Genomic DNA, 26,159 nt, shown 5'->3' on the forward strand with positions numbered 1-26,159 from the left:
TTTATGTCTCAAAGTGTATCATGTTTGAAATTATGCGCTTTTCCAGGCGCTTTTGGTCAGAGGACAATCGATGCGGGCATTTCTTTTTCCGGGGCAGGGCAGCCAGTCCGTGGGCATGGGCAAGGCGCTGGCCGACGCCAGTCCGGCGGCGCGGGAATTGTTTCAGGAAGTCGACGACGCCCTGTCGCAAAATCTGTTCCGCATCATGGTGGAGGGGCCGGATAGCGACCTGACGCTGACCGAAAATGCCCAGCCAGCGATCATGGCCAACGCCATCGCCACGCTGCGCGTGATGCAGGCGGAAGGCGGCTTCAGCCTGGCGGAGAAGGGCGATTATGTCGCGGGCCACAGTTTGGGCGAATATAGCGCGCTCTGCGCCGTGGAGGCGTTCGATATCATCACGACGGCGCGCCTGCTGAAGCTGCGTGGCCAGTCGATGCAGGCGGCCGTGCCGGTGGGCGAGGGCGCGATGGCGGCCTTGCTGGGCGCGGACATCGACAAGGCGCAGGCGCTGGCCGACGCAGCGGCGCAGGGCGAAGTCTGCACCGTCGCCAACGATAACGATCCGAGCCAGGTCGTAATTTCGGGCCATCGCGCCGCGATCGAGCGTGCGGTCGCGCTGGTGAAGGATCATGGCATCAAGCGCGGCGTGCTGCTGCCGGTGTCGGCCCCTTTCCATTGCCCACTGATGCAGCCTGCCGCAGACGTGATGGCGGAAGCGCTCGCGAAGGCGGCGATCAACGCCCCGCTGCTACCGGTCTACGCCAATGTGCTGGCCGCGCCGATCGCCGACCCCGAAGAGATCAAGGCGCGCCTGGTCGAACAGGTGACAGGCCGCGTGCGCTGGCGCGAATCCGTGTCGGCCATGTGGGACGCGGGCGTCACCGAGTTCGTGGAGTTGGGCGGCAAGGTGCTCGGCCCCATGGTCAAGCGCATCGCCCCCGACGCGACCGTGCGCAGCATCGTGACGATGGACGATATCGAGGCGGCGCTGGGCGCTTTTTAAATTTTGTTCGCGCGGAGGCGCGAAGACGCGGAGGAGATTTGGTCGAGATCGACCGCATCAGTGGCGACGTTTTGAATCTGGCTCTGCGTGTGCACCGCGAATTGGGGCCGGGATTATTGGAGAGCGTCTATGAGATGATCCTGGCGGCCAAATTGGCCGCCATGGGTTATGTGGTGGAGAGACAGCGCCCGTTCGATGTCGAATATGACGGGTTGCGGTTCGATGCAGCCTTTCGCATCGATCTCATTGTAGAAGGCGTGCTTCTGGTTGAAATCAAATCGGCGGAACGCCTCAGCCCGGCCCACGCAAAGCAATTGCTGACCTATCTTCGCCTGACGAAACAGCCCGTTGGGTTGCTCATCAATTTCGGCGGCGCGACGCTCAAGGAAGGGGGGCAAGCGCATAGTCAACGACTATGTCCCCTCCGCGTCTTCGCGCCTCCGCGTGAACCAAAAAGAACAAGGAGACTGACATGTTCGACCTTACAGGCATGACCGCGCTGGTGACGGGCGCTTCGGGGGGATCGGTTCTTCCATCGCCCGGGCGCTCGCGGCGCAGGGCGCGACGCTGGCGCTTTCGGGCAGCAATGCAGACAAGCTCAAGGCCTTTGCCGCCGAACTGGGCGGGGATCACAAGACGATCGTCTGCAACCTGAGCGATTCCGCGTCGGTCGATGCGCTGGTGCCGCAGGCGGTCGAAGCGCTCGGCGGGAAGGTCGACATCCTCGTCAACAATGCCGGCATCACTCGCGACAACCTGATCTTGCGGATGAAGGATGAGGAATGGTCGCAGGTCATCTCTGTCAATCTGGAGGCGGCGTTTCGTCTCGTCCGCGCGGCGGCCAAGCCGATGATGAAGGCCCGCTTCGGCCGCATCATTTCCATCACCTCGGTCGTCGGCGTCACCGGCAATCCCGGTCAGGCCAATTATTGCGCGTCGAAAGCCGGCATCATCGGTATGTCCAAATCGCTTGCGCAGGAACTGGGGAGCAGGGGCATCACCGTCAATTGCGTGGCACCGGGCTTCATCCGGTCGGCCATGACCGATGCGCTCAACGATGCGCAGAAGGGCGCGATCCTCACCAAGATTCCGGCGGGCGATCTGGGCGATGGCGACGATATCGGCGCGGCGGTCGTCTATCTGGCGAGCCGCGAAGCCGGTTACGTCACCGGCCAGACGCTGCATGTGAATGGCGGGATGGCGATGATCTGAACCGGGCGAGCGCGCCGTCCAGCAGGATGGCGCGCCGCACCGCCAGCGCCAGCACGGCGATGGCGGCGATCAGATCGACCGGGATATGGGTCAGGTCCGACAGGAACCGGCCGAACAGCGGGGCGATCCAGGCATAGGCGAGTCCTGTCGGCTCCCACGCCAGGACGCCCCGTTTCTGCATGTCCGCCACCAGGAAGGCGATGGCGACGCCCAGCAGCACGAAATCGTAATCCAGAACATAGGGCGTGCAGAGCAGAGCCGCGCTCAGCGCCGCCGCGCCGCGCACAGCCGTCGATCCGCGTCGGGCCGCCAGCGCCGCCGCCCCGATCGCGATGGCGGTGACGACAGCCTGGACGCCATAGGCGATCGGAATCGATCCACCCCATTGGCGCATCGCGGCGAAGGGGCTGGGGATTTTCTCCCAGCCGGTATCGCCTGCCTCTATGACGATATGTTGCGTCAGCGGCAGGGAATCGAGGAAGGCCCGCCAGACCGGCCATCCCCAGATCGCCAGCGTCACCAGGCATAGCGCCATGACGGTCAGGGCCGCTGCAACGAAAGCGCGCCAATTGCCGCGCGCGATTATCACCACCGGGATCAGCACCGCAAATTGCGGCTTGTAGACCAACGCGCCCAGCAGCATGCCTGCCACCCAGGGGCGTCTGTCCAGCAACAGCATGCCCGTGCCCAGAAGGCTGGCCGTCAGGAAGGCATTCTGACCATGGCCCAGGCAAATCAGCACGACCGGCGCGCCCAGCGCCACCAGCATCGCGTCGCGATCCCCCGGCAATATGCGCCGCACCAGCGCCAGTGCCAGCATCAGTGTCGAACCCTGCCAGAGCACAAGCGCGGCGACATAGGGGAATTGGGCAAGCAACGTCGCGATGATCAGGAAGGGCGGGGGGTAGTGCCAACCGTAGAAGGGGATGGCGACATCATGATGCACCTGTTTCTGCACGTCATAGTGGCGCGCCCAGTTCCACGCATCTGGCGCCCGACCATGGTCGGCCATCCAGCCCGCGCTCCAGACATTGGAAAAGTCCGTCCCCAGCGGCCGTCCCAGCGAATCCACCGTGCCATGCGCGGTCGCGAAGAGGTAGAGGAGGCCGATCACCGTCGCCGCCAGCACCAGCATCGCAACCAGGCGGATGCGCGCGCGGGTGACCAGTTGATCGGGGAGCGGAAAGGCGCGCATGCGGTTTCCATCGCACAAAGGCGCTGAAATTTTGGTAAATAGGTCGTTATGCAGAGCGGCAGGCCAAGTTTTTTGTTGCCGTACAGGCACTGGATGGGATGAAAGGGGCTTGGCGGCCTTCCCTCTTGCCTCTATCGGAGCTTGGCACTAGGGCAATGCCTTAACGGTTATTCACAACCACCAACGATACCAGTCAAGAAGGACCACTCATGAGTGAGACCGCGGATCGCGTAAAGAAAATCGTCGTCGAGCATCTGGGCGTTGAAGCCGAAAAGGTGACCGAGGATGCCAGCTTCATCGACGATCTGGGCGCGGACAGCCTGGACATCGTCGAGCTGGTCATGGCGTTCGAAGAAGAATTCGGCGTTGAAATCCCTGACGACGCTGCCGAAAAGATCGCGACCGTCAAGGATGCGATCGATTATATCGACAGCAAGCAGTAAGGCGTCTTGCGGCCCGCGTGCGATGCGCCGGGCCGCCCTGCGCGTTAGGAAATGGCTCCCTCCTGTCCGGTAATTCCGGAATGTGGGGAGCTTTTTCGTATCTGGCGCACCGTTCACAATAGGGCTGCAAGCCACTAGATGGACGATGCGAAGCCAAAGAGAATATTTCGGAGCAAGCATATGCGTCGTGTCGTCGTCACTGGCCTTGGCATGGTCAGCCCTTTGGGCGGAGATGTGGAAACCAGTTGGAAGAATATCATCGCGTCCAAATCCGGCGCGGCCACGATCACGCGCTTCGATCCTACCGACTATAAATGCCGCATCGCTTGCGAAGTGAAGCCCAAGGACCATGAATATGGTTACGACGCGTCGCTGGATGTCGATCACAAGATCCAGCGCCAGGTCGACCTATTCATCGTGTTCGGCATCTCCGCCGCCAGCCAGGCGCTGCGCGACGCGGGCCTCGACAATATGTCGGAAGAAGAACGGCTGCGCGCCGGTTGCTCGATCGGTTCGGGCATCGGCGGTCTGCCCGGCATCGAAAGCGAATCGCTGGTGCTGGCCAACAAGGGGCCGAGCCGGGTCAGCCCGCATTTCGTCCATGGCCGCCTCATCAACCTGATCTCCGGCCAGGTTTCGATCAAATATGGCCTGATGGGGCCGAACCATGCGGTCGTCACCGCTTGTTCGACCGGCGCGCATTCGATCGGCGACGCCGCGCGGATGATCGCGATGGACGATGCCGACGTCATGCTGGCGGGCGGCGCGGAAAGCGCGATCTGCCCTATCGGCATCGCTGGTTTCGCCCAGGCGCGCGCGCTCTCGACCGGCTTCAACGACGATCCCACGCGCGCCAGCCGCCCCTATGACGTCAACCGCGACGGCTTCGTCATGGGCGAAGGCGCCGGCGTGGTCGTACTCGAAGAATATGAACGGGCGAAGGCGCGCGGCGCGAAAATCTATGCCGAAGTGCTGGGTTACGGCCTGTCGGGTGACGCCTATCATGTCACCGCGCCGCATCCCGAAGGATCGGGCGCGTTCCGTTCGATGCAGATGGCGCTCAAGAAGTCGGGCCTGTCCCTCGACGACATCGACTATGTGAACGCGCATGGCACATCGACCCCGCTGGGCGACGAACTGGAACTGGGCGCGGTGCGCCGCCTGTTCGGCGACCAGATCGGCCATATGTCGATGTCGTCCACCAAGTCGGCGATCGGCCATCTGCTGGGCGGCGCGGGCGCGGTGGAAAGCATCTTCTGCATCCTCGCCATGCGCGACGGCATCGTGCCGCCGACGCTGAACCTCGATGAACCGAGCGAAAGCTGCAAGGGCGTGGACCTGGTCCCGCACGTCGCCAAGGAGCGCAAGGTGCGCGCGGTGCTGAACAATTCGTTCGGCTTCGGCGGCACCAACGCCTCGCTGATCATGAAGGCGATCTGAGGCAGGTTATCCATTCTGTTCCCCGGCGAAGGCCGGGGTCCAGTCCCTCGCTCTGAACTGGACCCTGGCCTTCGCCGGGGAACAGGGGAACCCTATGGCAAAGCGAACCCGCACCGGCCCCATGCGACGACTAGGCGGCATCGTCCTGCTGATCGGGCTGGCGGTCGCTGCCTTCATCGCGTTCCGCTTCGTCTATGGGTGGAGCGAGCCAGGCCCCGCGAAACAGGATGTCCGTATCGTCGTGCCGGAAGGGGCGACGCTGTCCGACGCGGCGGTGCTGCTGAAACAGGGTGGGGCGGTGCGGTCCGCCGACGCCTTTCTGACGCGGGCGAAGCTGTTCGGCAGCGGCAAATCGATCAAGGCAGGCGAGTTCATCCTGCCCGCAGGCGCCAGCAACAGCGACATCCTGTCCATCCTGCAAGGCGGCAAGACGCTTACCCGCCTCATCACCATTCCCGAAGGCATGCCGTCCATCCTGGTGCATGAGCGGCTGATGGCGAACGACCAGTTGACGGGCGACATTCCGGTGCCCGACGAAGGCAGCGTGCTGCCCGACAGCTATGCCTTCGACAAGGGCGAGGCGCGCGCCGTCGTGTTGAAACGCATGCAGGCGGCGATGGACAAGGCCCTGGCCCAACTCTGGGCGGAGCGCGCGGCCAACACCATCGTCAAATCGCCCAGGGAAGCGGTCATCCTCGCCAGCATCGTGGAGAAGGAAACCGGCGTTCCTTTGGAGCGGCCCATGGTGGCGGGGGTCTATGCCAACCGGTTGCGCACCAACATGATGTTGCAGGCGGACCCGACCATCATCTACCCGATCACGCGGGGCAAGCCGCTGGGCCGCCGCATCCGCAAGTCGGAAATCGCGGCGGTCAACGACTACAACACCTACGCCATGGTCGGCCTGCCCAAGGGACCGATCGCCAATCCGGGACGGCTGTCGATCCTGGCGGTATTGCACCCGGCGCAAACCAAGGCGCTCTATTTCGTCGCCGATGGCAAGGGCGGCCATATCTTCGCCGACACCTATCAGCAGCATAATGAAAATGTGCGCAAATGGTTCGAAATCCGCCGCGCGCGCGGCGAGTTGTGAGGTATCGGCGCTGGATCGCGGCGGCATTCTTGGCTGTCATGCCGTTACCCGGCGCTGCGAAGGCACAGACGCATCATCCAGCGGTCCGCCACGCGGTGCGCTGCTTCATCGTCGTGTCGTCCCTTGCCACGAACGAAGATGCGACGATGAAGATGTCGGGTCTGATCGGATCGATGTTCTTCGCGGACCAGATCTTCGGGGCGGAGCCAGATATCGACCTCACTAGCCTGATGACGCGTGAGGCGATCGATATCGACGAAAGCCAGACCCGGACATTGCTTGTTCAATGTGGCGAAGAATTGAAGCAACGTGGCGGTCAGATCACGGCCGCTGGCAACGCCTTGAGCGCGATGAGCGGCAAGGCCCGCTGACCTGTCCAATCAGCGCAAAAGGCCCCTCGCGACGAGCGAACGGCTATAAAGCCAGCCGAACAGCGCCACCGCGATGATGAGCGCGGGAAAGGGAACGGTGGCAACCCATCCCTTTTCCGCCAGCAAGTGGGTGCCCAGGAACGTATAGCCGAACTGCACGATGACGCAGACAAGCGACAGCAGGAACAGGAAGGCGGCGATCGATTTGCGCAACAGCAGCGCGATCGCGCCCAGCGTGCCGGTCGCCACGGCGATGGCATAGACGGTCCATACCCAGCCTGGCATCGTCGCGAAGGCGCGGGCGGCGGCGGGATCGGTTCTGGCCAGCGCGCTCAGATCGACCGTATATTGCATGATGAAGGCCGCGATCCCCATCAGGCCCCATAACAACAGGATGACCCCGATGATCGTAACCTTGCGCGACGTGGACATGATCTTTCCCCTCCATGACGTCGCTGCGCCGGGCAGGACGCTCTATAGGGATGATACACCTGATAGCATTGGACCGAAAGAGACATGACGATAGCGGAACGACGTGCGCCGATCATCGTGACGGCGCTGATGGGCGCGGCGGACTTTGCCTGGGCGGATGGTCTGCGCCGCGCGCATTTTCCGCCGGAACGCAATCAACTGTCCGCCCATGTGACCCTGTTTCACCATCTTCCGCCCTCGCTGCTGGACGAGATTGCAGCGCGGTTGAAAACCCTGTGCCGTGGCCCCGCGCCGGCGGCCAGGCTGGCAGCCGTCATGCCGCTGGGGCAGGGGGTCGCCTATCGCATCGACAGCCCCGAGCTGATGGCGATGCGCGATGAACTGGCCGACGCATTTGCAGGCCTGCTAACTCCGCAGGATCAGGCCCGTCCGCGCCTGCACGTCACGATCCAGAACAAGGTGAAGCCACAGGAAGCGAAGGCGCTGGCGGAGCGATTGGCGGCGGAATTTCAACCGCGCGCCTTCGCCATTTCAGGCCTTGCCGCCTGGCATTATCGCGGCGGGCCATGGGAATTGGCGATGAAGGCGATGTTCAGGGGGTAGGGCGGTCAGCTACTTATCCTCTCCCGCAAAGGCGGGAGAGGATTATAAATCCGCCGTCCGCCACTATTGGCGGACGGCGCACTATTCAGGCCAGCCCGACTTCCTTCAACGGCACCGATGCGTCCGCCAGTTGCGCCACGTCCAGCGCGGCCCCGGCAATCACATGGGCGCGACCCTGGACATAATCCTTGACCATATTCACGCAATCCAGCGCGATCACTTTGCCGCCCTTGAGATACACGACCGAGAAGCTGCGCGTGGCCGGATCGCCGCGCAGGATCGTCTGGTCAAAGCCGGTGGACAGGCCCACCGTCTGGAGCTTCAGATCATATTGGTTCGACCAGAACCAGGGCACGGCGTCATAGGCCTCTTCCTTGCCCATGATGTGCGCCACTGCGACCTTCGCCTGATCGTTGGCATTCTGCACGGATTCCAGTCGCATCTGCGCGCCGCCGGCAAAGCGGTTGGCGTGCGCGGCGCAATCACCCACCGCGTAGATGTCGTCCAGCGACGTGCGGCAAAATTCGTCCACGTCGACGCCATTGCCCCCCGCCGCGCCCGCCGCGATCAGCGGGCCGGTTTCGGGGATGATGCCGATGCCCACGATCACCATGTCGGTGTCGATCCGCTCGCCATCCTGCATCAGGACGGCGGTCGCCAGCCCGTCCTTCACCTCGATACAGTCCATCCGCGCGCCAGTGCGCAGGTCCACGCCATGGGCGCGATGCTCGGCTTCGTAAAAACGCGACAGATCTTCGCCTGCCACGCGCGCCAGCACCCGGTCGAGCGCTTCCAGCAGCACCACTGTCTTGCCGAATTTGGACAGCACGGCCGCTGCCTCCAGCCCGATATAGCCGCCGCCGATGATGGTCACATGATTGATGCTATCGATCTTCGCCATCATCGCGTCCACATCGTCGCGGCGGCGCACGGCATGGACATTGGTGGCGTCCGCGCCATTGCAGGTCAGCAGGCGGGGCGATCCGCCCGTGCACCAGATGAGCTTGCCATAGCCGATTTCGCCGTCACCCACGGTCACGAACTTGCCGACCGGATCGATGCTTTTGACGCGCCTGCCCAGCAGCATGTCGATCTTGCGCTCTTCCCAGAAGCGGGCGGGGCGGATGAGGATGCGGTCGAAGCTCTTGTCGCCCGCGAAATATTCCTTGGACAGGGGCGGGCGCTCATAGGGGGGTATTTTTCGTCGCCGATCATGGCGACCGACCCGTCGAACCCGGCCTGGCGCAGCGCGATGCCCGCCTGTGCGCCTGCATGGCCCGCGCCCACGATCAGAACGTCGTAATAGCTCATCCGTCCTCTATCCCCGTCATGCCTTATTTGCGACGCTGATTGGCGCGCTTTGCCGCGTGAGGCAAGGAGGATATGTTTCGTGCGGGTGAAAAATGGTAGCGGAGGAGGGACTTGAACCCCCGACACGCGGATTATGATTCCGCTGCTCTAACCAGCTGAGCTACTCCGCCCCAAAAGGGCCTCGCCGGGCGCATCGCCCTGCGGTGAGGCGGCGCTATACGCAGCGATGGCAGGCGGGTCAACGGGGTTTGCGCAAAACTTCTGCGATCATTTCCGGCGCACTTCCCACCCCGTCGGCAGCGCCACGGGATAGTCGTCCAGCGCGTCGTCATCGACGGCTTCCACCGCTTCGCTGACCAGCGGCCCCAGCTTGGCCATATCGGGGTTGTGGCCAGCGCCCGGTGCGATCAGCCAGTCGGCGGGATGCCTGGCGGCGGCGAACAGGGCGGCGGCCTGATCCATGTCCACCCGGTCGTCGGCGGTGCCGTGGATCATCACCAGCGGCGCCCCGATCTTCGACGCGGCATCCAGATTATTCCACTTGTCGGGTAGCAGCTTGCCCATGCCGCCCGGCGCGGATTGCGCGAGTGTGTCGAACGTCGACAGGGTGATGACGCCCGCGACCGGCTCCGTTGCCGCCACGTGCAGCGCCACCGCGCCGCCCAGCGAATGGCCAACCAGGAAGATGCGGGCGTTCGATCCCACCAGCTTGCGCGCGGCGGCGATAAATCTGCGCCCGTCGTCCACCAGCGCGGCCTGCGTCGGATCGCCGGGATTGCCGCCAAAGCCGCGATAGGACACGACGATGACATGGTCGCCCCGGCCGGTCAGATGTTCGGCATAGCGGGCCGCGATGCCCTGGTTCGATCCCCGGCCATGGAAGAAGAGGATGACGTCGCGGTCCATCGGTTCGCCCGGCCAGTAATAGCCGGTCAGCATGATGCCGTCCGCTGTCTGTACCGGCATGGGCTGGGGCGGGCTTCTGGTCCATTGCGCGATGTCGACGGTCGCGTCGTTCGCCTTGTATATCTGCTCGCGCATCGCCGCCGCGCAGCCGGTCAGCGCCAGCGCCGCCGCGATCGTCCATGACAGGGCCGCCTGCCTGATCCGGTTCATACGCCATATCCTTAAGCTGTGCGTCCGTCGGTTATCGATGCCCCAGGTGGCGCGCGCAAGGCCGACAAAAACGAAATTGCAGCAGCTTTCCGCCATTTATCCTGAATGCTCAGGCAACCTTTTTGCCGCTCGCCATTTTTGCCTTGCAATCGCCACAACGCGGCGCACTAATATTGCGATGCACAACCGGCCCGGCGCGGCCGAGGGAGGAATGACGACTTGCCCTTCCATGAAATGTTTGAGCCGGAAGGTTCGATACGCCCCTGTTATGACGAAGTGCAGAAATGGGTGGAGCGGACAGGCATTGCCGGACTCAACCGTCGCATGGACGAGGCTGAAGCGATCTTCCGCCGCATCGGCATCACCTTCGCCGTCTATGGCGAGGGCGGCGACCCGGAACGGCTGATCCCCTTCGACCTGCTGCCGCGTATCTTCACCGCGCAGGAATGGCGCGTGCTCGACAAGGGCATCCGCCAACGCGCGCGGGCGTTGAACGCCTTTCTTCACGACGTCTATCATCGCGGCGAAATCGTAAAGGCGGGGATCATGCCCGCCGACATCATCTACAAGAACAGCGCCTATCTGGCCGAGATGGCGGACTTCACCCCGCCGGGTAAGGTCTACAGCCATATCGTGGGCATCGACATCGTGCGCACCGGGCCGGGCAGCTTCGAAGTGCTGGAGGATAATTGCCGCACCCCCTCGGGCGTGTCCTACATGCTCGAAAATCGTGAGATCATGACGCGCATGTTCCCCGAACTGTTCGCGCAGGGGATCGTCGCGCCGGTGGACGATTATCCCGCCGAATTGCTCAAGAGCCTGAAGGAAGTGGCGCCGCCTGCGTGCAAGGGCGATCCCGTCGTGGTCGTGCTGACCCCCGGTTCGCTCAACAGCGCCTATTATGAGCATAGCTTCCTGGCCGACCTGATGGGCGTGGAACTGGTCGAGCCGGCTGACCTCTTCGTCGATGAGGACCGGGTGTGGATGAAGACCACCTTGGGGCCCAAGGCGGTCGACGTCATCTATCGCCGGATCGATGACGAATATCTTGATCCCTTGGTGTTCCGCCCCGACAGTCTGCTCGGCATTCCCGGCATCTTCAACGTCTATCGCAACGGCGGGGTCACGCTGGCGTCCGCGCCGGGATCGGGCATCGCCGACGACAAGGCGGTCTATATCTATGTGCCGGAGATGATCCGTTTCTACCTCGGCGAAAAGCCGATCCTGGACAATATCCAGACCTGGCAATGCGGCAAGCCCGATGAGATGGCCTATGTGCTGGAGCATCTGCACGAACTGGTCGCCAAGGAAGTCCATGGATCGGGCGGTTACGGCATGTTGATCGGTCCCAAGTCGACGAAGGATGAGGTCGAGGCCTATGCCGCGCGGATCCGCGCCAATCCGGGCGAGTTCATCGCCCAGCCGACGCTGGACCTGTCGACCGTGCCGACGCTCGGCCCGGCGTCGGTTGTCGGTCGTCACGCCGATTTCCGTCCCTATTGCCTGGTCGGCAAGCAGATCCGCCTGGTCCCCGGCGGCCTGACGCGGGTCGCGCTGACCGAAGGATCGCTGGTGGTGAACTCCAGCCAGGGCGGCGGGGTCAAGGACACTTGGGTATTGCAGGACTGATGGCGATGGCGTGTTTAGAGCATTCACATCCGTTCGGGCTGAGCTTGTCGAAGCCCCGCACTTCTCCTTTAAATAGAAAGACCCTTCGACAGGCTCAGGGCGAACGGGGAAGAGGTTATCCCACATGCTGAGCCGGACCGCCGAAAATCTCTTCTGGATGGCGCGTTATATGGAGCGGGCCGAAGCGACCGCGCGCCTGCTGACCATGGGGCAGCGGATGGCGATCCTGCCCGGCGCGCATCATCGCGACGAATGGCGCTCGGTCGTCCGCGCCACCGGGGCGGAGCATCGCTTTCCCGAAGGTGCGGTCGTCACCGAAAGCGACGCCGTATCCGTCCTGATGCTGGACGCGGACAATCCCAGTTCGATCCGGTCCTGCCTGCTCAAGGCGCGCGCCAATGCCAAGTCCGCGCGGACCATGTTGACGCAGGACATGTGGGAAGCGCTGAACGACGGCTGGCGCAAGCTCGACAGCTATGATGTGGGCGAAGCGCGGCAACAGCTTCCCACGCTGATCGACTGGGTCAAGACGCGGGTGATGACCTTCCGCGGCGCGGCCCATTCGGGCCAGTTGCGTAACGAAGGGCACGACTTTCTGCGCTGCGGCTCCGCGCTGGAGCGCGCGCAGATGACGCTGCGCCTGCTCGACGTCAAATATTATGTGCTGCTGCCCGAAACCGAAGTGATCGGCGGCAATCGCGACCATTATCAATGGACGTCGGTACTGCACGCCCTGTCGGGCAGCCGCGCCTATCATCATGTCTATGGCGGCACCTACACGCCCTGGCAGATCACCGATTTCCTGATGCTCAACCGGCTGTTCCCGCGCAGTGTCGCCTATTGCTACGACCAGTTGGCCTATCGGCTCAATCGCCTGGCGGGCTGGCACGATGCGCGCGCCGCCTGCCACGACACGGTGCGTGAGATGGTCGCCGCGCTGGAGACGCTGGACAGTGGCGAGATCTTCCGTTTCGGCCTGCACGAAACGGTGCAGCACGGTCTGTCGATGACCAACCGATTGGGCATGGAAATCGCCGACGCCTATCATTTCGGCTGATGGGGGAAAGTCGGGCCGGTGGAAGGGCAGGCCGGGCCAGTGCAGGGGGAGGGGGGCTTCCATGAAATTGCTCGTGCGGCATCAGACCGTCTATCGCTACGCCACCACGCCTACGCGGGTCGCGATGCGGTTGAAGCTGATGCCGGTCGATACGCCCACGCAAAAGGTGCTGGACTGGCAGGTCAGCATCAATGACGAGCCGCTGACCGGCTTTCGCCGCAACAGCTATGGCGAAATGGAAACCATCTGGATTTGCCGCGACCGGCTGGACCATGCGGAGATCGTGGCGCAGGGGCTGGTCGAGACATGCGAAAACCATGGCGTGGTCGGTCCCCTCGATAGCCGCGTCGACCCTCGCTATTTCCTGCGCGATACGCCGCTGACCCGCGCGTCGGACGGCATCGCCGCCATGGCCCGCGCGACGCCGTGCGACAGCGGTCCGTTGGCGCAACTCCATGCGCTGTCCGCGGCGGTCAGCGATGCCGTGCAATATCGCGCGGGTGTCACGCGATCGGACACCAGCGCGGCGCAGGCCTTCGCGCTGGGCGCGGGCGTGTGCCAGGACCATGCGCAAATCTTCATCGCCGCCGCCCGGACGCTGGGCCTGCCCGCGCGCTATGTGACGGGCTATCTGCTGGCGGGCGACGGCACTGCCCTGCACGAAACCCATGGCTGGGCCGAAGCCCATGTGCCGGGCTTGGGCTGGATCGGATTCGACCCGTCCAACCGGGTGTGCGTGACCGAACGCTATCTGCGCCTCGCCAGCGGGCTGGATGCGGACGACGCTGCGCCGATCCGTGGCTCGGTCACGGTCATGGGCGATATCTGCATTGACGCGGACGTCCGTATCGCGCAGGCGGAGGAGGGCGTCGAGGAACGACAGCTGCAACGACAGCAGCAACAAAGCTTCCCGTCGCCCGGATCGACGGGTTAATGGAGGCGATCGCCAGTCGGATGGTGCATCCGGCAATTCGGTGATCGCGACAGATAGAACACAGGGGGCCATTGGGCCGTGACTTATTGTGTGGCCGTGCGCGTGGACCAGGGACTGGTCATGCTGTCCGACACCCGCACCAATGCGGGCATGGACAATATCGCGCGCTTTCGAAAAAGCTTCACCTATCATGTGCCGGGCGAACGGGCGATCACGCTCATGTGCTCGGGCAATCTGTCCATTACCCAGGGCGTGAAGGCGACGCTGAGCAAGGCGATCAAGGAAGCCAAGCTCGACCCCGATATCGAAACCATCCTGAACTGCGACACCATGTACCGCGTGGCGCAGATCGTGGGCGAAGCGATGCAGAAGATGCAGCAGCGCTATCGCGAGAATATCGAGATGGGCGGATCGGGCGCGGGCGCGTCGATCATGATCGCAGGCCAGCGCAAGGGCGGCAAGCCGCGCCTCTACCTCATCTATTCCGCCGGCAATTTCATCGAGGCGACGGAAGACACGCCCTTCTTCCAGATTGGCGAGCATAAATATGGCAAGCCGATCCTGGACCGGATCATCCGCCGCGAAACCAGCCTGGAGGATGCGACCAAGGCGGTGCTGGTGTCGATGGATTCGACGCTGCGCTCCAACCTGTCGGTCGGCATGCCGCTCGACCTGACGGTCATCCCCACCGACGCCTTCGACTTCCGCGTCCGCACGCGGATCGAGGCGGACAATGAGGAGTTCGTGAAAATCTCCCAAAGCTGGGGCGCTGCGCTCCACAAGGGGTTCGCGGATCTGCCCAACGTCTTGGATTGATGCGGGCTGAATAGCCTGCTGTCCGGTTTGGGTGGTTTGGGGACAGGCGGGTTTACGGGTGCAGGCACCGTAAAGGAGACATGAATTTCACCGTCACCCCAGCGAAGGCTGGGGTCTCAGGCAATGACGCGCTATGATAGGATTATGGCGCGAGGCGGCTAAACCTATGCCATGCCCAATAAGCCAAGGGGCGTTCTCTATATTGTTGGCTGAGCGCGCCGAACACTATCGAAACGGTACCTGCTCCGCCTTTTGCAAGACATGCGGGCTAACCAGCCTTGTCCTGGTCGAGCCACATGATGACATGAGGCTCGCCATCGCCCGCGAGAAGACGCGCAAAGCTTGGAAAGGCGAATGGAAAATCGGCTTTGGGAAGAGAGTAATCCAGCTTGGCGCGATATGTCAGATGTCATCTTCTGATGCCTGAGACCCCAGCCTTCGCTGGGGTGACGATAAAGGGAAAAGCCGCTTCCAACTAATGCTACCCGCATATTGTTGAGGCCGAGAATGGCCGTTTACCCCCGCGCACCTGACCAACGAAAATCGCCATTTTCATCGCGATGACGCGTAGCCGGACCGCCACGTTGTAAGGCAAGATTTTATCAACATATGCGTGATACTCCGGGGGCATGAATTGCCACTACCGCATCGACGTAGAGCCTGAACGCGACCTGGTGCGGATAACGCTATCGGGCTTTTTCGATATCCAAACGATACGGGCCTTTGACAAAGACAGGCGGCCCGCCTTCGCCAGGCTGACTTGCGGACGGAACCAGCATCTGTCGCTATGCGATATTTCGCAATGCAACCTCCAGTCGCAGGAAGCCGTTGCCGCGTTCAAGAATGTGATGAGTGACCAGACCCTCTTCAGCCGCAAGCTGGCGTTCATCACGGGCAGTTCGCTCGCAAGGATGCAGGCGCGACGGATTCTCGAACGCGATGCGGTCAAATGCTTCGAAACGGAAGCGGAAGCGCTTGATTGGCTCATGGTTGACGGACCACACGCGACGCCTAACGATATGCTTTCAATGTAGGATTTTCTCTGATCTACATGATCGGATGACCCGTCCTGCACCCTTTGTCACGTCGCCCCAGTCCACCCTGTGCATCATGGAAACACCCTTCATTGGGTGGGTGCGCGACTATGACCTGTCTGTCGCGCCGGTGGCGCATTCCTGTAACGCAACCGGCGCGTCGGTGGCGCGCAGGCGTGACCTATACGACGCGTCGCGGGCGCTTACGGGGCGCAAGAGCGACAGATTTGGCCTCTATTTCGTTGCACGACGGTGTGAACTTCGGACCTGTGACCCACCACGCACGTCGTCATGACCTGATACCGCCCGCAACCGCGCTTCACGTCGCCCAAACAAATCCTTCGCTTGCACCACGGCACATGCCGCCTATCTCTCTCGCCAATCCGAATCGCAGTTTGAAAGCCTGATATGACCGCCACGCACAGCACCCGCATGTTGATCCTCGGTTCCGGCCCGGCTGGCCTGTCCGCCGCCATCTATGGCGCGCGCGCGGGGCTGGCGCCGATCGTGGTGCAGGGGATGCAGCCGGGCGGGCAGCTGACCATCACCACCGACGTCGAAAATTATCCCGGCTTTCGCGACGTCATCCAGGGGCCATGGCTGATGGAGCAGATGCAGGCGCAGGCCGAGCATGTCGGCGCGCAGATGATGTACGACCAGATCGTCGACATCGACCTGTCGGAGCGTCCCTTCCGCCTGCGCGGCGATGGCGGCACCCTCTATGTCGCCGACACGCTGGTCATCTGCACCGGCGCGCAGGCCAAATGGCTGGGCGTGGAGGGCGAGGAGCATTTACAGGGCAAGGGCGTGTCCGCCTGCGCCACCTGCGACGGCTTCTTCTATCGCGGCAAGAAGGTGGTGGTGATCGGCGGCGGCAATACCGCGGTGGAGGAAGCGCTCTACCTCACCAACCACAGCCATGACGTCACGCTGATCCACCGCCGCGATTCGTTGCGCGCGGAAAAGATCCTGCAACAGCGGCTCCACGCCCATCCCAATATCAAGGTGCTGTGGAACAAGGCGGTGGACAAGTTCGTGGGCGGCGGCACGCCCGAAGGACTGGTCGGCGTCGACCTGATCGACACGGTGACGGGCGAGCGGTCGCATGAGCCGACCGATGGCGGCTTCGTCGCGATCGGCCATCATCCCGCGACCGAACTCTTCACCGGCCAGCTGCCGCTGGACGAAGGCTATATCGTGGTCGAAAAGGGCACGACCCATACCGCCATTCCGGGCGTGTTCGCGGCGGGCGATGTGACCGACAAAATCTATCGCCAGGCCGTGACGGCGGCAGGCATGGGCTGCATGGCTGCACTGGATGTCGAGAAATTCCTGGCGGAGCAGGATTTCGAAGCGGTCGTTGAAAACAAGGTCGACGCTTGAATACATGTGCCCCGGCGCAGGCCGGGGCGCAAAAAGGCAAGCTTAGTCCAGCTTGCCCCGCGCGAAGGCGACCAGCGACCCGAATGTCTCGAACGTGTCGCCGTCGATATCCTCATCCTCGATCAGGATGTCGAAGCGATCCTCGATTTCGGTGAGCAGGCCCGCGACCGCCATGGAATCCAGTTCCGGCAGCGCGCCGAACAAGGGCGTGTCGGCGTCGAAAGCGTCGACGCGATCCTGGGACAGGCCAAGCGTGTCGCGCAACAGCGCCCGCATCAGGCTGTCCACGTCGATGATCCGGTCGTCCGGCTGAGAATTTTGCGCCCGCATGATGCGCGCTAAATAGAGAGAGGCGGCCTAACCTACAAGCGCCGAAATCGCCGTGCGTGCGGCAGGCAACCAGGCGGAGGCGAAACGTGGATTGAAGGCGTCGATGCGATAGAGCGGCAGGCGCAGGTCCATCCAGTCGGTCTTGTAGCTGTTGTCCCCGGTGCCATAGTCGATCGTCCGCACCCGATCCTGGTCGATCGCCTGCCTGAACATCCTATGGCTCAGCAAAGTACCGGGGGAAGCATGGTCGAAACTGCTGTCATGACTGAGCTTATGGATGAGGGCTACACCATCCTCCACCGTCCACAACTGGGCGGCAACGGCGCGCCCATCCAGCCGCGCGAAGCCCAGCCGCAACGTACCCGCCGCGCTCTCCCGCTCGGCCAGGTCGCGCAGGAAAGCGATGCCCGGCTCGGCCGGTTTCCAGCTGCGGCCATGCACGTCGACATAGTCGCGCCAGAGATGATCGGTCAGCCGCGTTTCGACAGACAGGGCAAAGCGATCGCCACGCCCCTTGCGCCTGGCGAGGCTGCGCAACTGCCCCGGTCGCGACGCCCAATAGTCGGCAAAGCTGCGCCCTGCGACATGCAGCACATGGCGGCCGCCCATCGCCCGTCGTACCGCAAACCAGCCAGCGCGGCGCAGCGCGGCGAGCATCGGCGTGGCGTCCTCCAGCGGATAGAGGTCGATCTGCGCGCACGTGGCCAGCAGATGGCGGGCAAGGCTGTCGAGAAGATGCCGTTGCACCGCTGGATCGGGCGCGCCGACGAACAGTGGTGCCCAGGAAAAACTATACCAGTTGGCAAGCGCGCTGGCGCGGCGTGGCGCCGCGGACAGCAGGAACAGCCAGGCCTGCGCATCGCCCATCTGCGCCTGCACGATGCGGATTGGCTGGTCGGCCATGCAGTGGCGGTGCAGCGCGTCGAACCAGTCGATGCGATCGAAAAGGGCCAGGCCATGGGCGCGATCGAGCCGACCGGCCAGGGCCCGTCTTGCCTCTTCGATCGTCTGATATTCCCTTGACGCCAGCAACCGACTATCTCCGCCCCAATCCCGGTTTAAAATCAACGTGCGGCATAGGATAAAAGTCTGGAAATGGAGTTAAGCACGCCTGTCCCTGACCTCGAAGGTTTTTCCAGGATCGACGGCACCGTCGTGCGACCGATCGATCATATCCTTTTGCGCGGCGATCGGGCACATGTCGCGCTGGACGGGCGGTCGGGCAGCTACAGCTATGCGGAGCTGGAGGAAACGCTGGGGCGGTTGGCAGGCTGGCTGGCAGGGTTCGGGCTGGAAAAGGGCGCGCGCGTCGCCAGCTGGATCGCCAAGGGCCCGGTGGCTGCGCTGATGCCGCTGGCCGCGCCGCGCGCGGGTCTTGTCCATGTGCCGATAAACCCGCTGCTCAAACATGCGCAGGTTGCGCATATAGTGGCGGACAGCGGCGCGATGCTGCTGATCGGCACGGGCGCGCGGCTCGACAGCCTGCTGCCCGGCGACGTGCCAGTGGGATGCCATCTGCATCGTGAGGATGACGCCGCCTGCGCCATGAGCGGGGGCGATGCGATCGGTCCATCGACGGCCGACCCGCAGGATGTCGCGGCGATCCTCTACACCAGCGGCTCGACCGGACGGCCCAAGGGCGTGGTGCTGAGCCACGCCAATCTCTGGCTGGGGGCTGTCGCCGTTGCCGACTATCTCCAACTGACGGCGCGCGACCGCACCGCCTGCGTGTTGCCGTTCAGCTTCGACTATGGGCAGAACCAACTGTTTTCGACCTGGCTTGCGGGCGGTTGCGTCTATCCGCTCGATTATCTGACGCCGCGCGACGTGATGAAGCTGGTCGATCGGCGCGACATCACGACGCTGGCGGGGGTGCCGCCGCTCTGGGTGCAATTGGCCGAACTCGACTGGCCGTCGGACGTGGCGGCCAAGCTGCGGCGGTTGACCAACAGTGGTGGTGCGCTCACCCGGCCTTTGGTGGCGAAGCTGCGCGCGCTTTTCCGCCAGGCCGACCTCTATCCCATGTACGGCCTGACCGAAGCCTTTCGGTCCACCTATCTGCCGCCCGCGTTGGTGGACAGCCATCCCGATTCGATGGGCAGCGCCATCCCCTTCGCCGAAATCCTGGTCGTGCGACCGGACGGCAGTATCACCGACGATGATGAACCGGGCGAACTCGTCCATTGCGGGCCTCTGGTGGCGCAGGGCTATTGGCGCGACCCTGCGCGGACGGCTGAGCGGTTCAGGCCCGCGCCGCCTGCGTCGCGCTATGGCGGCATGGCGGTCTGGTCGGGTGACACGGTGCGCCGGGACAAGGACGGCCTGCTCTATTTCGTCGGCCGCGACGATGCGATGATCAAGTCGGCGGGCAATCGGATCAGCCCGACCGAGATAGAGGAAGCCGCCGTGGCCGTTGCCGGTGTTGCCGAAGCGGTGGCGCTGGGGGTGAAAGACGATCGGCTGGGGCAGGCGGTGCGGTTGCTGCTACGTGGCGACGATGCGGCGGTGGTTCAGGCCGTCGCCGCGCAGCTAAAAAGCGAACTGCCCAATTTCATGCAGCCCAAGGATATCCTCGTGCTCCCGCTATTTCCGCGCAACCCCAATGGCAAGATCGACCGTGTAGCGCTGGCTGCGGAGCATGGCGCATGAAGCCGATGGGACCGATACCCGCCGGATTGGGGCAGAAGACGGCATGCTGCTGATCGGCGGCTGCGGCGCGGCGAGCCTGGTGGACGAGGCGGGCGACACGCCGCTGTTCGTCTATGACATGGGGATGATCGAAACGCAGGTGCGCCGTTTTCGCGCGGCGATGCCCGATGCGCTGCACCTTCATTATGCGATAAAGGCGAACCCCTATGCGCCGTTGCTGGCGCGTATGGCGAGCCAGGTCGACGGCTTCGACATAGCATCGGGTGGCGAATTGGGCATGGCGCTGACGGCGGGCATGGCGCCGGAACGGATCAGTTTTGCCGGCCCAGGCAAGCGCGACGACGAACTGGAAGCGGCGATCTTCGCAGGGGTCACGATCAACCTGGAGTCGGAAGGGGAAGGGCGGCGCGCGCTGGCCGTTGCCGACCGCGTGGGCAAGACGCCGCGTCTGGCCGTGCGGGTCAATCCGGATTTCGACCTCAAAGGATCGGGCATGCGGATGGGCGGCGGGGCCAAGCCCTTCGGCGTGGACGCAGATCGGGCGGCAGCGCTGGCGCGGGCGATGGTCGACGCGGGGGCGGACTGGCGGGGCTGGCATATCTTTGCAGGCAGCCAGAATCTCGACCCCAGCGCTCTCATCGAAACGCAGGCGGCAACGATCGCGCTGGCGGCGCGCCTGTCGGATGCGGTCGGTGCAACGCCGCCGCTGGTCAATCTGGGCGGCGGCTTTGGCCTGCCCTATTTTCCTGGCGATCAATCGCTGGATATCCGGCCGATCGGCGCCGCGCTGGACAGCGAGTTGGACAGTTTGCCGGACATTCTCAAGCCCAGTGCGTTCGCGATCGAACTGGGCCGCTGGCTGGTGGGGGAGGCGGGGGTCTACCTGACCCGCGTCATCGACGTAAAGGTCAGCCAGGGTGAGACGTTCGTCGTGGTCGATGGCGGGCTGCATCATCAACTTGCGGCCAGCGGCAATTTCGGCACTGTCGTGCGGCGCAACTATCCGATCGCGGTCGCGAACCGTTTCGGCGCGCCCTCCGCCGTCGATCCGGTAACGGTGGTGGGGTGCTTGTGCACCCCGATCGATAGACTGGGAGACAAGGTGGCGTTGCCGCCGGTGGAGGAGGGCGACCTCATTGCTATCTTCCTTGCGGGAGCCTATGGTGCATCTGCAAGTCCCGCCGCATTTCTTGGTCACCCAAGTCCTCGCGAACTTTTACTTGGCTGATTTGCTCAAGACTTAACTCCTAACGGTATCTTTACCCTTTACCGGCAAGAAGAAACCCGAAGCCATGTGCCGACCGGTTGCCTTGCCCTCTTTGGCGGCCGCCGACGCATGGCCGCACGAAGAGGTGAGAATATGCGTTTTGTGTCGGTTTCCAGGCTTTTGATCGGCGTGTCCTTGCCCGCCGTCGCCTTATCGGGCTGCGCCTCCGCGCCGTCCGGGCCGCAATTGCCGCCCGCCTCCTTCGTATCGACACAGGAAGGGCCGGGCGAGGAATATATCATCGGCCCGCTCGACGACCTCACCATCTTCGTATGGCGCAATCCCGAACTGGGCGCGAAGGTGCAGGTGCGCCCCGATGGCCGCATCACCACGCCGCTGATCACGGATATGCCTGCGGTCGGCAAGACGCCCAAGATGCTGTCCGACGACATCAAGCTGGCGCTGAGCCAATATATCGAAAATCCGCTGGTGTCGGTGATCGTCAACAATTTCAGCGGGACGTTCAGCCAGCAGGTGCGGATCGTGGGCGCAACGGAAAAGCCCGCGTCCATCCCCTATCGCGCGAACATGACGCTGCTCGACGCCATGATCGCCGTGGGTGGCCTGTCCGAATATGCGGCGGGCAACAAGGCCCGGCTGGTCCGTTTCGACAAGGCGACGGGCAAGCAGCAGGAATATCAGGTTCGCCTGGGCGACCTGCTTAAGAAGGGGGATACGCGCGCCAACGTGCTGCTGTCGCCCGGCGACGTCATCATCATTCCTGAAAGCATGTTCTGATCATGGCCGGTCTTTACGATGAACTGCTGGTCCTGCTCCATGGCATATGGAGTCGCCGCTGGGTCGCGCTGGGCGTGGCGTGGGGCCTGTGCATGCTTGGCTGGCTGGGCGTGGCGCTGATCCCCAACGCCTATCAGTCCAAGGCGCGGGTCTATGTGAACACCCAGTCGCTGCTGGAGGACAAGGTGGGCATCACCCAGGTCCAGTCCCAGCAGGATCTGGACCGGGTGCGCAACACGCTGACCAGCGCGGAAAATCTGGAAAAGGTGGTGCGCGACACCGACCTGTCTCAGTCGGTGTCCGGCCCGCGCGATATCGCCGCGAAGATCACGACGCTGCGTGAGAATATCACGGTGATGGCGCAGGCCGATCCCAGCATGATCGACATCAGCGCGATCTCCGCCGATTCGGGCCTGTCGGACGGCGCCAACGCCCGCATCGCGCAGCAGGTTGTGCAAAAGCTGATCGATATCTTCCAGGAAGAAAATCTCTCCGGCGACCGGACCCAGACCAAGCAGAGCCTGGCGTTCCTAGACCAGCAGATCGCCGCGCGCGGCAAGCAGATGGAGGCGGCCGACCAGCGCCGCGTCGCCTTTGCCCAGCGTTATGTCGGATTGCTCCCCGGCGCGGGATCGATCAGCCAGCGCATGGACGCCGCGCGGATGGAGATCAACAATATCGATTCGCAGCTCGTCCAGGCGCAAAGCGCGCTCAGCGCGATGAACGGACAACTGATCGGCACGCCTGCCACCCTGCCGGGCGTGGGCGCGTCGGGCGGCGCATCGCCGCTGGCGCAGGCGCAATCCAATCTGGCGTCGATGAAGGCGCGCGGCTGGACCAACGCCCATCCCGACGTGATCGCCGCCCAGCGTGAAGTCGACGCCCTGCGCAAGGCCGGCGGCGGCAGTGCGGGTGGTGCAGGCAGCATGGCCAATCCCGCCTATCTGTCGATCAAATCGATGCAGGCCGAACGCGCCGCTACGGTGCAGGCGCTCCAGGCGCGCAAGGCGCAGTTGCAGAGCGACCTGAACACCATGACGTCGCGCCAGGTCGATGAGCCGGGCGTCGCGTCGGAGCAGGAAAAGCTGGATAGCGACTATGCCGCGCTCAAGACCCAATATGACAAGCTGACAGGCGATCGGGAAGAAATCCGGTTGCGCGGCGAGGTGAAGACCGAAACCGGCTCCGTCCAGTTCCGCGTCATCCAGCCGCCCAGCACGCCCACCGCGCCATCGGCGCCCAATCGGCCCGTGCTGCTGCTGGGGGTCCTGCTGCTGGGCGTGGCCGCGGGCATCGGTGTCGCCTTTGCCCTGGGCCAGCTCAAGGGCACGTTCCCGACCGCCGCGCGGCTGGAAAAGGCGATCGGCCTGCCGGTCGCCGGATCGATCAGCCAGACGGTCAGCGCGGCGCAGGCCGCGATCGACCGGCAGCGCATGAAATGGTTCGCCGGCGCCAGCGGCGGACTGGCCGCCGTCTGTCTCCTGCTGATCGGCATCGAATTCGTCCAGCGCGGTATGGCGTGAAGGATCCAGGGAAAATGAACCAGCATAGTTCCATCAAAGGCCGGGGATCGCTGATCGAACGCGCGACCGAAATCTATGATTTCAACGCTGCGCTGCGTGGCCGCGCCGGTCCTGCCGTCGATGTGTCCGCCGACCTGCCGCCCGCGCCGGACGTGGCACCCACGCCCACGCCTGCTCCGTTCGCGCCCGAAACGCCCGCTGCACCGACGTTCCGCGCGCCTGCGTGGACCGGACCGGTTCAGCCGATCGATCGCGTGAAACTGGCGGAGGAGGGCTTCCTGCTGCCCGATAGCGCGGTGACGACGATGAGCGAGGAATTCCGCCTGCTCAAGCGTGACCTGCTGTCGCAGCTGCGCGGCAATGCGCGCGGCAATCATATCCTCGTCTGCTCCGCGCATAGTGGCGAAGGCAAGACCTTCTGCGCCATCAATTTGGCGCTCAGCCTGGCGGCGGAGAAGGATCGGGAAATCCTGCTGGTGGATGCCGATTTCGGCAAGCCCGGCATTCCTGCCCAACTGGGGCTGGAGGCAGGGCCGGGGTTGATGGACGCGCTGGCCGATCCGACGATCGCGATCGAGAATATCGTCATCCGCACGGACATTCCGTCGCTGTCCGTCTTGCCTGCCGGACAGCGCAGCAACAATGACACCGAATATCTGGCCTCGGCCCGGACCGAGCAACTGCTTGGCCGCCTGACCGAAGGACGCCCGGAGCGGATTGTTATCTTCGATTCGCCGCCCTTGCTCGCTGCGTCGGCCGCCGCCGTGCTGGCCAGCCACGCCGCCATCGCGCTGCTGGTGGTGCGCGCTGACAAGACGCCTGAAAGCGCGCTGCGTGACGCCGCGGGCATGTTGAAGGGCGGGGCGCAGGTGCAGCTTTTGCTCAACGCCGTGCGCTTCAACAGCGGCGGCCGCCGTTTCGGCAGCTATTATGCCAAGGGGGAAGCCCAGTCATGACCGTCCGGCTCTGGATCGCAGGCGCATCGCTCGCCGCGCTGGCCGTTGCAATGCCCGCCTATGCCCAGTCTGCATCGGGCAGCAGCGGAGGCGGCAGCAAGCGGATCGACGTGACCCCCTATCTGGGCGTGGACCAGGTGGTCATGGCGCCGCTCAAGGGCGATGGCGACGTGCTGACCTACACCAACGTCACCGCCGGCATCACCGCGCAGGTGCAGAGCCGCCGCGTCGAAGCGGCGGTTGACCTGCAATATAATCACAGCTTCGGCTGGGGCAGGCAGGCGACCGACCAGGATGTCATCAGCGGCATCGCCAACCTGAACGTCAACCTGGCGCGTGGCCTGTCGCTGATGAGCGGTGGTCTGGCCTCGCGCGTGCGCACCGACGGGCTGACCGGCGCGGCGACGCAGCGCAACAGCTTCACCAGCCAGGTTTATTCCGGCTATGTGGGACCGTCCTATACGACGCAGTTGGGCGACTTGAACTTCAACGCCTCCTATCGCCTGGGCTATGCGCGGGTGAATGACGATGTGAACGGCGATTTCGTAGGCGTACAGCCCAGCGGTTCCTTCGCCGACAGTTGGACCCATAGCCTGAACGGATCGATCGGCTTTGCACCCGACACCGTGCTGCCGGGCATCGGCCTGACCGCGAGCGCGGGCTATGATCGCGAAGATGCGAGCCAGCTCGACCAGCGGTTCGAGGATCTGTGGGGCCGGGTCGATGCGACCGTGCCGGTTACGCCCACGCTCGCCCTGGTGGGCGGGGTCGGCTATGAAAATATCGAGATCAGCCAGCGATCGCCCGCACTGGACGCCAATGGCGTTCCGCTGATCCGCAACGGCCGTTATGTGACGGACAAGAGTTCGCCGCGCGCGCTGATCTACGAATTTGATGACATCATCTGGGATGCGGGCGTGCTGTGGCGACCCAGCCGTCGCACCACCTTGCAGGCGCGTGTGGGCGAACGCTATGGCGGCATGACCTATCAGGGCAGTTTCCTGTGGCAGGGGCGCGACAGCAGCGTCGCCATCATCGTCTTCGACGGCATCGACAGTTTCGGCCGCCTGATCACCAGCAACGTGGCAGCCCTGTCCGGCAGCAATTTCGACGTCGCGCGCAATCCGTTCACGGGCGACATCACCGGCTGTGCTTTCTCGACTACCGGCGGCGGACAATGTTTCAACGATGCCTTGTCGGGCATCACCGACGCCAATTTCCGCTATCGCGGCGTGTCGGCGCAATATTCCTTGCAGCGCGGGCAATGGGGCTGGGGCATTGGCGCGGGTTATTCGCAGCGCAAGTTCATCACGCCCAACGGCCAGACGGTGCTTATCCGCGGGTCAAGGGATGAAAACTGGTTCGGCAACGCGTCGGCGACCTACACGATCAGTTCGACCGACACGATCGACCTGATCGGTTACGCCAATTATTTCGACGCCAGCGGGGACCGGGAGGATGTGCTGAACTATGGTGCGTTCAGCACGTACAGCAAGGGCATTTCCCGTCGCCTGTCCGCTTCGGCCTCGCTCGGCCTGGATGGGGTGAAGGCGGACGATTTGGACACGATCATCAGCGCGATGGGGCAGGTCGGCCTGCGCTACGCCTTCTAACCGGTCGG

22 protein-coding genes, 1 tRNA gene and 4 pseudogenes are annotated in these 26,159 nt (G+C 63.7%); 20 read left to right on the plus strand and 7 right to left on the minus strand.

The window, feature by feature from the left end:
- Positions 1 to 70 precede the first annotated feature (70 nt).
- From fabD to fabG, 3 genes and pseudogenes are all read left to right on the plus strand, one after another.
- Entirely contained in the window at positions 71 to 1,006 is a 936-nt protein-coding gene (gene fabD, locus U5A82_RS09860) for an ACP S-malonyltransferase (RefSeq protein WP_326290503.1), read from the plus strand.
- A 38-nt stretch (positions 1,007 to 1,044) separates the two neighbouring features.
- Positions 1,045 to 1,477 (plus strand): annotated as a pseudogene (locus U5A82_RS09865) (GxxExxY protein).
- A 1-nt stretch (position 1,478) separates the two neighbouring features.
- Positions 1,479 to 2,218, plus strand: a pseudogene (gene fabG, locus U5A82_RS09870) (3-oxoacyl-[acyl-carrier-protein] reductase).
- Here fabG and U5A82_RS09875 read toward each other — a convergent pair.
- Positions 2,172 to 3,413 carry a glycosyltransferase family 87 protein gene (locus tag U5A82_RS09875; protein ID WP_326290504.1) on the minus strand — a complete coding sequence of 414 codons (1,242 nt, stop codon included), beginning with the start codon at positions 3,411 to 3,413 and terminating at the stop codon, positions 2,172 to 2,174. The pseudogene fabG and the gene U5A82_RS09875 overlap by 47 nt on opposite strands.
- A 209-nt stretch (positions 3,414 to 3,622) precedes the next feature.
- On the opposite strand from U5A82_RS09875, the gene U5A82_RS09880 reads away from it, so the two are divergent.
- The 4 genes from U5A82_RS09880 (at position 3,623) to U5A82_RS09895 (ending at position 6,760) form a co-directional block, all read left to right on the plus strand.
- Positions 3,623 to 3,856 carry an acyl carrier protein gene (locus U5A82_RS09880; protein ID WP_007689016.1) on the plus strand — a complete coding sequence of 78 codons (234 nt, stop codon included), beginning with the start codon at positions 3,623 to 3,625 and terminating at the stop codon, positions 3,854 to 3,856.
- Between the two features lie 180 nt (positions 3,857 to 4,036).
- Complete coding sequence (gene fabF, locus U5A82_RS09885) at positions 4,037 to 5,296, plus strand: beta-ketoacyl-ACP synthase II (protein WP_326290505.1); 1,260 nt, start codon at positions 4,037 to 4,039, stop codon at positions 5,294 to 5,296.
- Positions 5,297 to 5,417: 121 nt separating this feature from the next.
- Positions 5,418 to 6,389: an endolytic transglycosylase MltG gene (gene mltG / locus U5A82_RS09890; protein WP_326292899.1), complete on the plus strand. Its 972-nt coding sequence runs from the start codon at positions 5,418 to 5,420 to the stop codon at positions 6,387 to 6,389.
- Between the two features lie 29 nt (positions 6,390 to 6,418).
- Positions 6,419 to 6,760, plus strand: a complete 342-nt coding sequence (locus tag U5A82_RS09895) for a hypothetical protein (RefSeq protein ID WP_326290507.1) — start codon at positions 6,419 to 6,421, stop codon at positions 6,758 to 6,760.
- A 9-nt stretch (positions 6,761 to 6,769) separates the two neighbouring features.
- Here U5A82_RS09895 and U5A82_RS09900 read toward each other — a convergent pair whose 3' ends face one another.
- Complete coding sequence (locus U5A82_RS09900) at positions 6,770 to 7,192, minus strand: sugar transporter (protein ID WP_326290509.1); 423 nt, start codon at positions 7,190 to 7,192, stop codon at positions 6,770 to 6,772.
- A gap of 84 nt (positions 7,193 to 7,276) precedes the next feature.
- Between U5A82_RS09900 and U5A82_RS09905 the strand changes: the two genes are divergently transcribed.
- The gene (locus tag U5A82_RS09905; RefSeq protein WP_326290511.1) at positions 7,277 to 7,795 is read left to right on the plus strand and encodes a 2'-5' RNA ligase family protein; all 519 of its coding nucleotides are present in this window, start codon (positions 7,277 to 7,279) and stop codon (positions 7,793 to 7,795) included.
- A gap of 85 nt (positions 7,796 to 7,880) precedes the next feature.
- On the opposite strand, the pseudogene U5A82_RS09910 reads toward U5A82_RS09905, so the two are convergent.
- The 3 genes and pseudogenes from U5A82_RS09910 to U5A82_RS09920 all read right to left on the minus strand — a co-directional run bounded on the left by U5A82_RS09910 (position 7,881) and on the right by U5A82_RS09920 (position 10,222).
- Positions 7,881 to 9,106, minus strand: a pseudogene (locus U5A82_RS09910) (NAD(P)/FAD-dependent oxidoreductase).
- A gap of 93 nt (positions 9,107 to 9,199) precedes the next feature.
- Positions 9,200 to 9,276 (minus strand) — tRNA-Met (locus U5A82_RS09915).
- A gap of 97 nt (positions 9,277 to 9,373) precedes the next feature.
- Entirely contained in the window at positions 9,374 to 10,222 is an 849-nt protein-coding gene (locus tag U5A82_RS09920; protein ID WP_326290513.1) for an alpha/beta hydrolase, read from the minus strand.
- 219 nt (positions 10,223 to 10,441) lie between these two features.
- Between U5A82_RS09920 and U5A82_RS09925 the strand changes: the two genes are divergently transcribed.
- The 6 genes from U5A82_RS09925 (at position 10,442) to trxB (ending at position 17,075) form a co-directional block, all read left to right on the plus strand.
- On the plus strand, positions 10,442 to 11,851 hold the full coding sequence (locus U5A82_RS09925; RefSeq protein WP_326290515.1) for a circularly permuted type 2 ATP-grasp protein: 1,410 nt from the start codon (positions 10,442 to 10,444) through the stop codon (positions 11,849 to 11,851).
- 124 nt (positions 11,852 to 11,975) lie between these two features.
- Entirely contained in the window at positions 11,976 to 12,908 is a 933-nt protein-coding gene (locus tag U5A82_RS09930; RefSeq protein ID WP_326290517.1) for an alpha-E domain-containing protein, read from the plus strand.
- 61 nt (positions 12,909 to 12,969) lie between these two features.
- The gene (locus U5A82_RS09935; protein WP_326290519.1) at positions 12,970 to 13,842 is read left to right on the plus strand and encodes a transglutaminase family protein; all 873 of its coding nucleotides are present in this window, start codon (positions 12,970 to 12,972) and stop codon (positions 13,840 to 13,842) included.
- Positions 13,843 to 13,920: 78 nt separating this feature from the next.
- Positions 13,921 to 14,658 carry a proteasome-type protease gene (locus U5A82_RS09940; RefSeq protein ID WP_326290521.1) on the plus strand — a complete coding sequence of 246 codons (738 nt, stop codon included), beginning with the start codon at positions 13,921 to 13,923 and terminating at the stop codon, positions 14,656 to 14,658.
- Between the two features lie 848 nt (positions 14,659 to 15,506).
- The gene (locus U5A82_RS09945; RefSeq protein ID WP_326290523.1) at positions 15,507 to 15,692 is read left to right on the plus strand and encodes a hypothetical protein; all 186 of its coding nucleotides are present in this window, start codon (positions 15,507 to 15,509) and stop codon (positions 15,690 to 15,692) included.
- A gap of 408 nt (positions 15,693 to 16,100) precedes the next feature.
- The gene (gene trxB, locus U5A82_RS09950; RefSeq protein WP_326290526.1) at positions 16,101 to 17,075 is read left to right on the plus strand and encodes a thioredoxin-disulfide reductase; all 975 of its coding nucleotides are present in this window, start codon (positions 16,101 to 16,103) and stop codon (positions 17,073 to 17,075) included.
- A 42-nt stretch (positions 17,076 to 17,117) separates the two neighbouring features.
- Here trxB and U5A82_RS09955 read toward each other — a convergent pair whose 3' ends face one another.
- A complete protein-coding gene (locus U5A82_RS09955) occupies positions 17,118 to 17,405 on the minus strand; it encodes an acyl carrier protein (RefSeq protein ID WP_326290528.1) in 288 nt (95 codons plus the stop codon).
- A 27-nt stretch (positions 17,406 to 17,432) separates the two neighbouring features.
- Entirely contained in the window at positions 17,433 to 18,437 is a 1,005-nt protein-coding gene (locus tag U5A82_RS09960) for a GNAT family N-acetyltransferase (RefSeq protein ID WP_326290529.1), read from the minus strand.
- 63 nt (positions 18,438 to 18,500) lie between these two features.
- On the opposite strand from U5A82_RS09960, the gene U5A82_RS09965 reads away from it, so the two are divergent.
- From U5A82_RS09965 to U5A82_RS09990, 6 genes and pseudogenes are all read left to right on the plus strand, one after another.
- Entirely contained in the window at positions 18,501 to 20,054 is a 1,554-nt protein-coding gene (locus U5A82_RS09965; RefSeq protein ID WP_326290531.1) for an acyl-CoA ligase (AMP-forming), exosortase A system-associated, read from the plus strand.
- A pseudogene (locus tag U5A82_RS09970) lies at positions 20,051 to 21,282 on the plus strand (pyridoxal-dependent decarboxylase, exosortase A system-associated). The gene U5A82_RS09965 and the pseudogene U5A82_RS09970 overlap by 4 nt, the downstream one beginning before the upstream one ends.
- A gap of 132 nt (positions 21,283 to 21,414) precedes the next feature.
- Positions 21,415 to 22,059 (plus strand): XrtA/PEP-CTERM system exopolysaccharide export protein, encoded by a 645-nt coding sequence (locus U5A82_RS09975; protein ID WP_326290533.1) that lies wholly within the window; start codon positions 21,415 to 21,417, stop codon positions 22,057 to 22,059.
- A 2-nt stretch (positions 22,060 to 22,061) separates the two neighbouring features.
- Positions 22,062 to 23,582 (plus strand): XrtA system polysaccharide chain length determinant, encoded by a 1,521-nt coding sequence (locus tag U5A82_RS09980; RefSeq protein ID WP_326290535.1) that lies wholly within the window; start codon positions 22,062 to 22,064, stop codon positions 23,580 to 23,582.
- Between the two features lie 14 nt (positions 23,583 to 23,596).
- On the plus strand, positions 23,597 to 24,538 hold the full coding sequence (locus U5A82_RS09985) for an AAA family ATPase (protein WP_326290537.1): 942 nt from the start codon (positions 23,597 to 23,599) through the stop codon (positions 24,536 to 24,538).
- On the plus strand, positions 24,535 to 26,151 hold the full coding sequence (locus tag U5A82_RS09990) for a hypothetical protein (protein ID WP_326290538.1): 1,617 nt from the start codon (positions 24,535 to 24,537) through the stop codon (positions 26,149 to 26,151). The genes U5A82_RS09985 and U5A82_RS09990 overlap by 4 nt, the downstream gene beginning before the upstream one ends.
- Positions 26,152 to 26,159 lie beyond the last annotated feature (8 nt).

The sequence above is a fragment of the Sphingobium sp. CR2-8 genome, from assembly GCF_035818615.1.
GTDB lineage: Bacteria > Pseudomonadota > Alphaproteobacteria > Sphingomonadales > Sphingomonadaceae > Sphingobium.

Excerpts from the sequence above, each read along its gene's own strand:
- fabF (WP_326290505.1), top strand. The coding sequence starts at position 4,037 with ATGCGTCGTGTCGTCGTCACTGGCCTTGGCATGGTCAGCCCTTTGGGC.
- U5A82_RS09945 (WP_326290523.1), top strand. The coding sequence starts at position 15,507 with ATGAGTGACCAGACCCTCTTCAGCCGCAAGCTGGCGTTCATCACGGGC.
- U5A82_RS09875 (WP_326290504.1), bottom strand. The coding sequence starts at position 3,413 with ATGCGCGCCTTTCCGCTCCCCGATCAACTGGTCACCCGCGCGCGCATC.
- mltG (WP_326292899.1), top strand. The coding sequence starts at position 5,418 with ATGCGACGACTAGGCGGCATCGTCCTGCTGATCGGGCTGGCGGTCGCT.
- U5A82_RS09975 (WP_326290533.1), top strand. The coding sequence starts at position 21,415 with ATGCGTTTTGTGTCGGTTTCCAGGCTTTTGATCGGCGTGTCCTTGCCC.
- fabD (WP_326290503.1), top strand. The coding sequence starts at position 71 with ATGCGGGCATTTCTTTTTCCGGGGCAGGGCAGCCAGTCCGTGGGCATG.
- U5A82_RS09955 (WP_326290528.1), bottom strand. The coding sequence starts at position 17,405 with ATGCGGGCGCAAAATTCTCAGCCGGACGACCGGATCATCGACGTGGAC.
- U5A82_RS09900 (WP_326290509.1), bottom strand. The coding sequence starts at position 7,192 with ATGTCCACGTCGCGCAAGGTTACGATCATCGGGGTCATCCTGTTGTTA.
- U5A82_RS09965 (WP_326290531.1), top strand. The coding sequence starts at position 18,501 with ATGGAGTTAAGCACGCCTGTCCCTGACCTCGAAGGTTTTTCCAGGATC.
- U5A82_RS09935 (WP_326290519.1), top strand. The coding sequence starts at position 12,970 with ATGAAATTGCTCGTGCGGCATCAGACCGTCTATCGCTACGCCACCACG.
- U5A82_RS09930 (WP_326290517.1), top strand. The coding sequence starts at position 11,976 with ATGCTGAGCCGGACCGCCGAAAATCTCTTCTGGATGGCGCGTTATATG.
- trxB (WP_326290526.1), top strand. The coding sequence starts at position 16,101 with ATGACCGCCACGCACAGCACCCGCATGTTGATCCTCGGTTCCGGCCCG.
- U5A82_RS09985 (WP_326290537.1), top strand. The coding sequence starts at position 23,597 with ATGAACCAGCATAGTTCCATCAAAGGCCGGGGATCGCTGATCGAACGC.
- U5A82_RS09920 (WP_326290513.1), bottom strand. The coding sequence starts at position 10,222 with ATGAACCGGATCAGGCAGGCGGCCCTGTCATGGACGATCGCGGCGGCG.
- U5A82_RS09880 (WP_007689016.1), top strand. The coding sequence starts at position 3,623 with ATGAGTGAGACCGCGGATCGCGTAAAGAAAATCGTCGTCGAGCATCTG.
- U5A82_RS09990 (WP_326290538.1), top strand. The coding sequence starts at position 24,535 with ATGACCGTCCGGCTCTGGATCGCAGGCGCATCGCTCGCCGCGCTGGCC.
- U5A82_RS09980 (WP_326290535.1), top strand. The coding sequence starts at position 22,062 with ATGGCCGGTCTTTACGATGAACTGCTGGTCCTGCTCCATGGCATATGG.
- U5A82_RS09905 (WP_326290511.1), top strand. The coding sequence starts at position 7,277 with ATGACGATAGCGGAACGACGTGCGCCGATCATCGTGACGGCGCTGATG.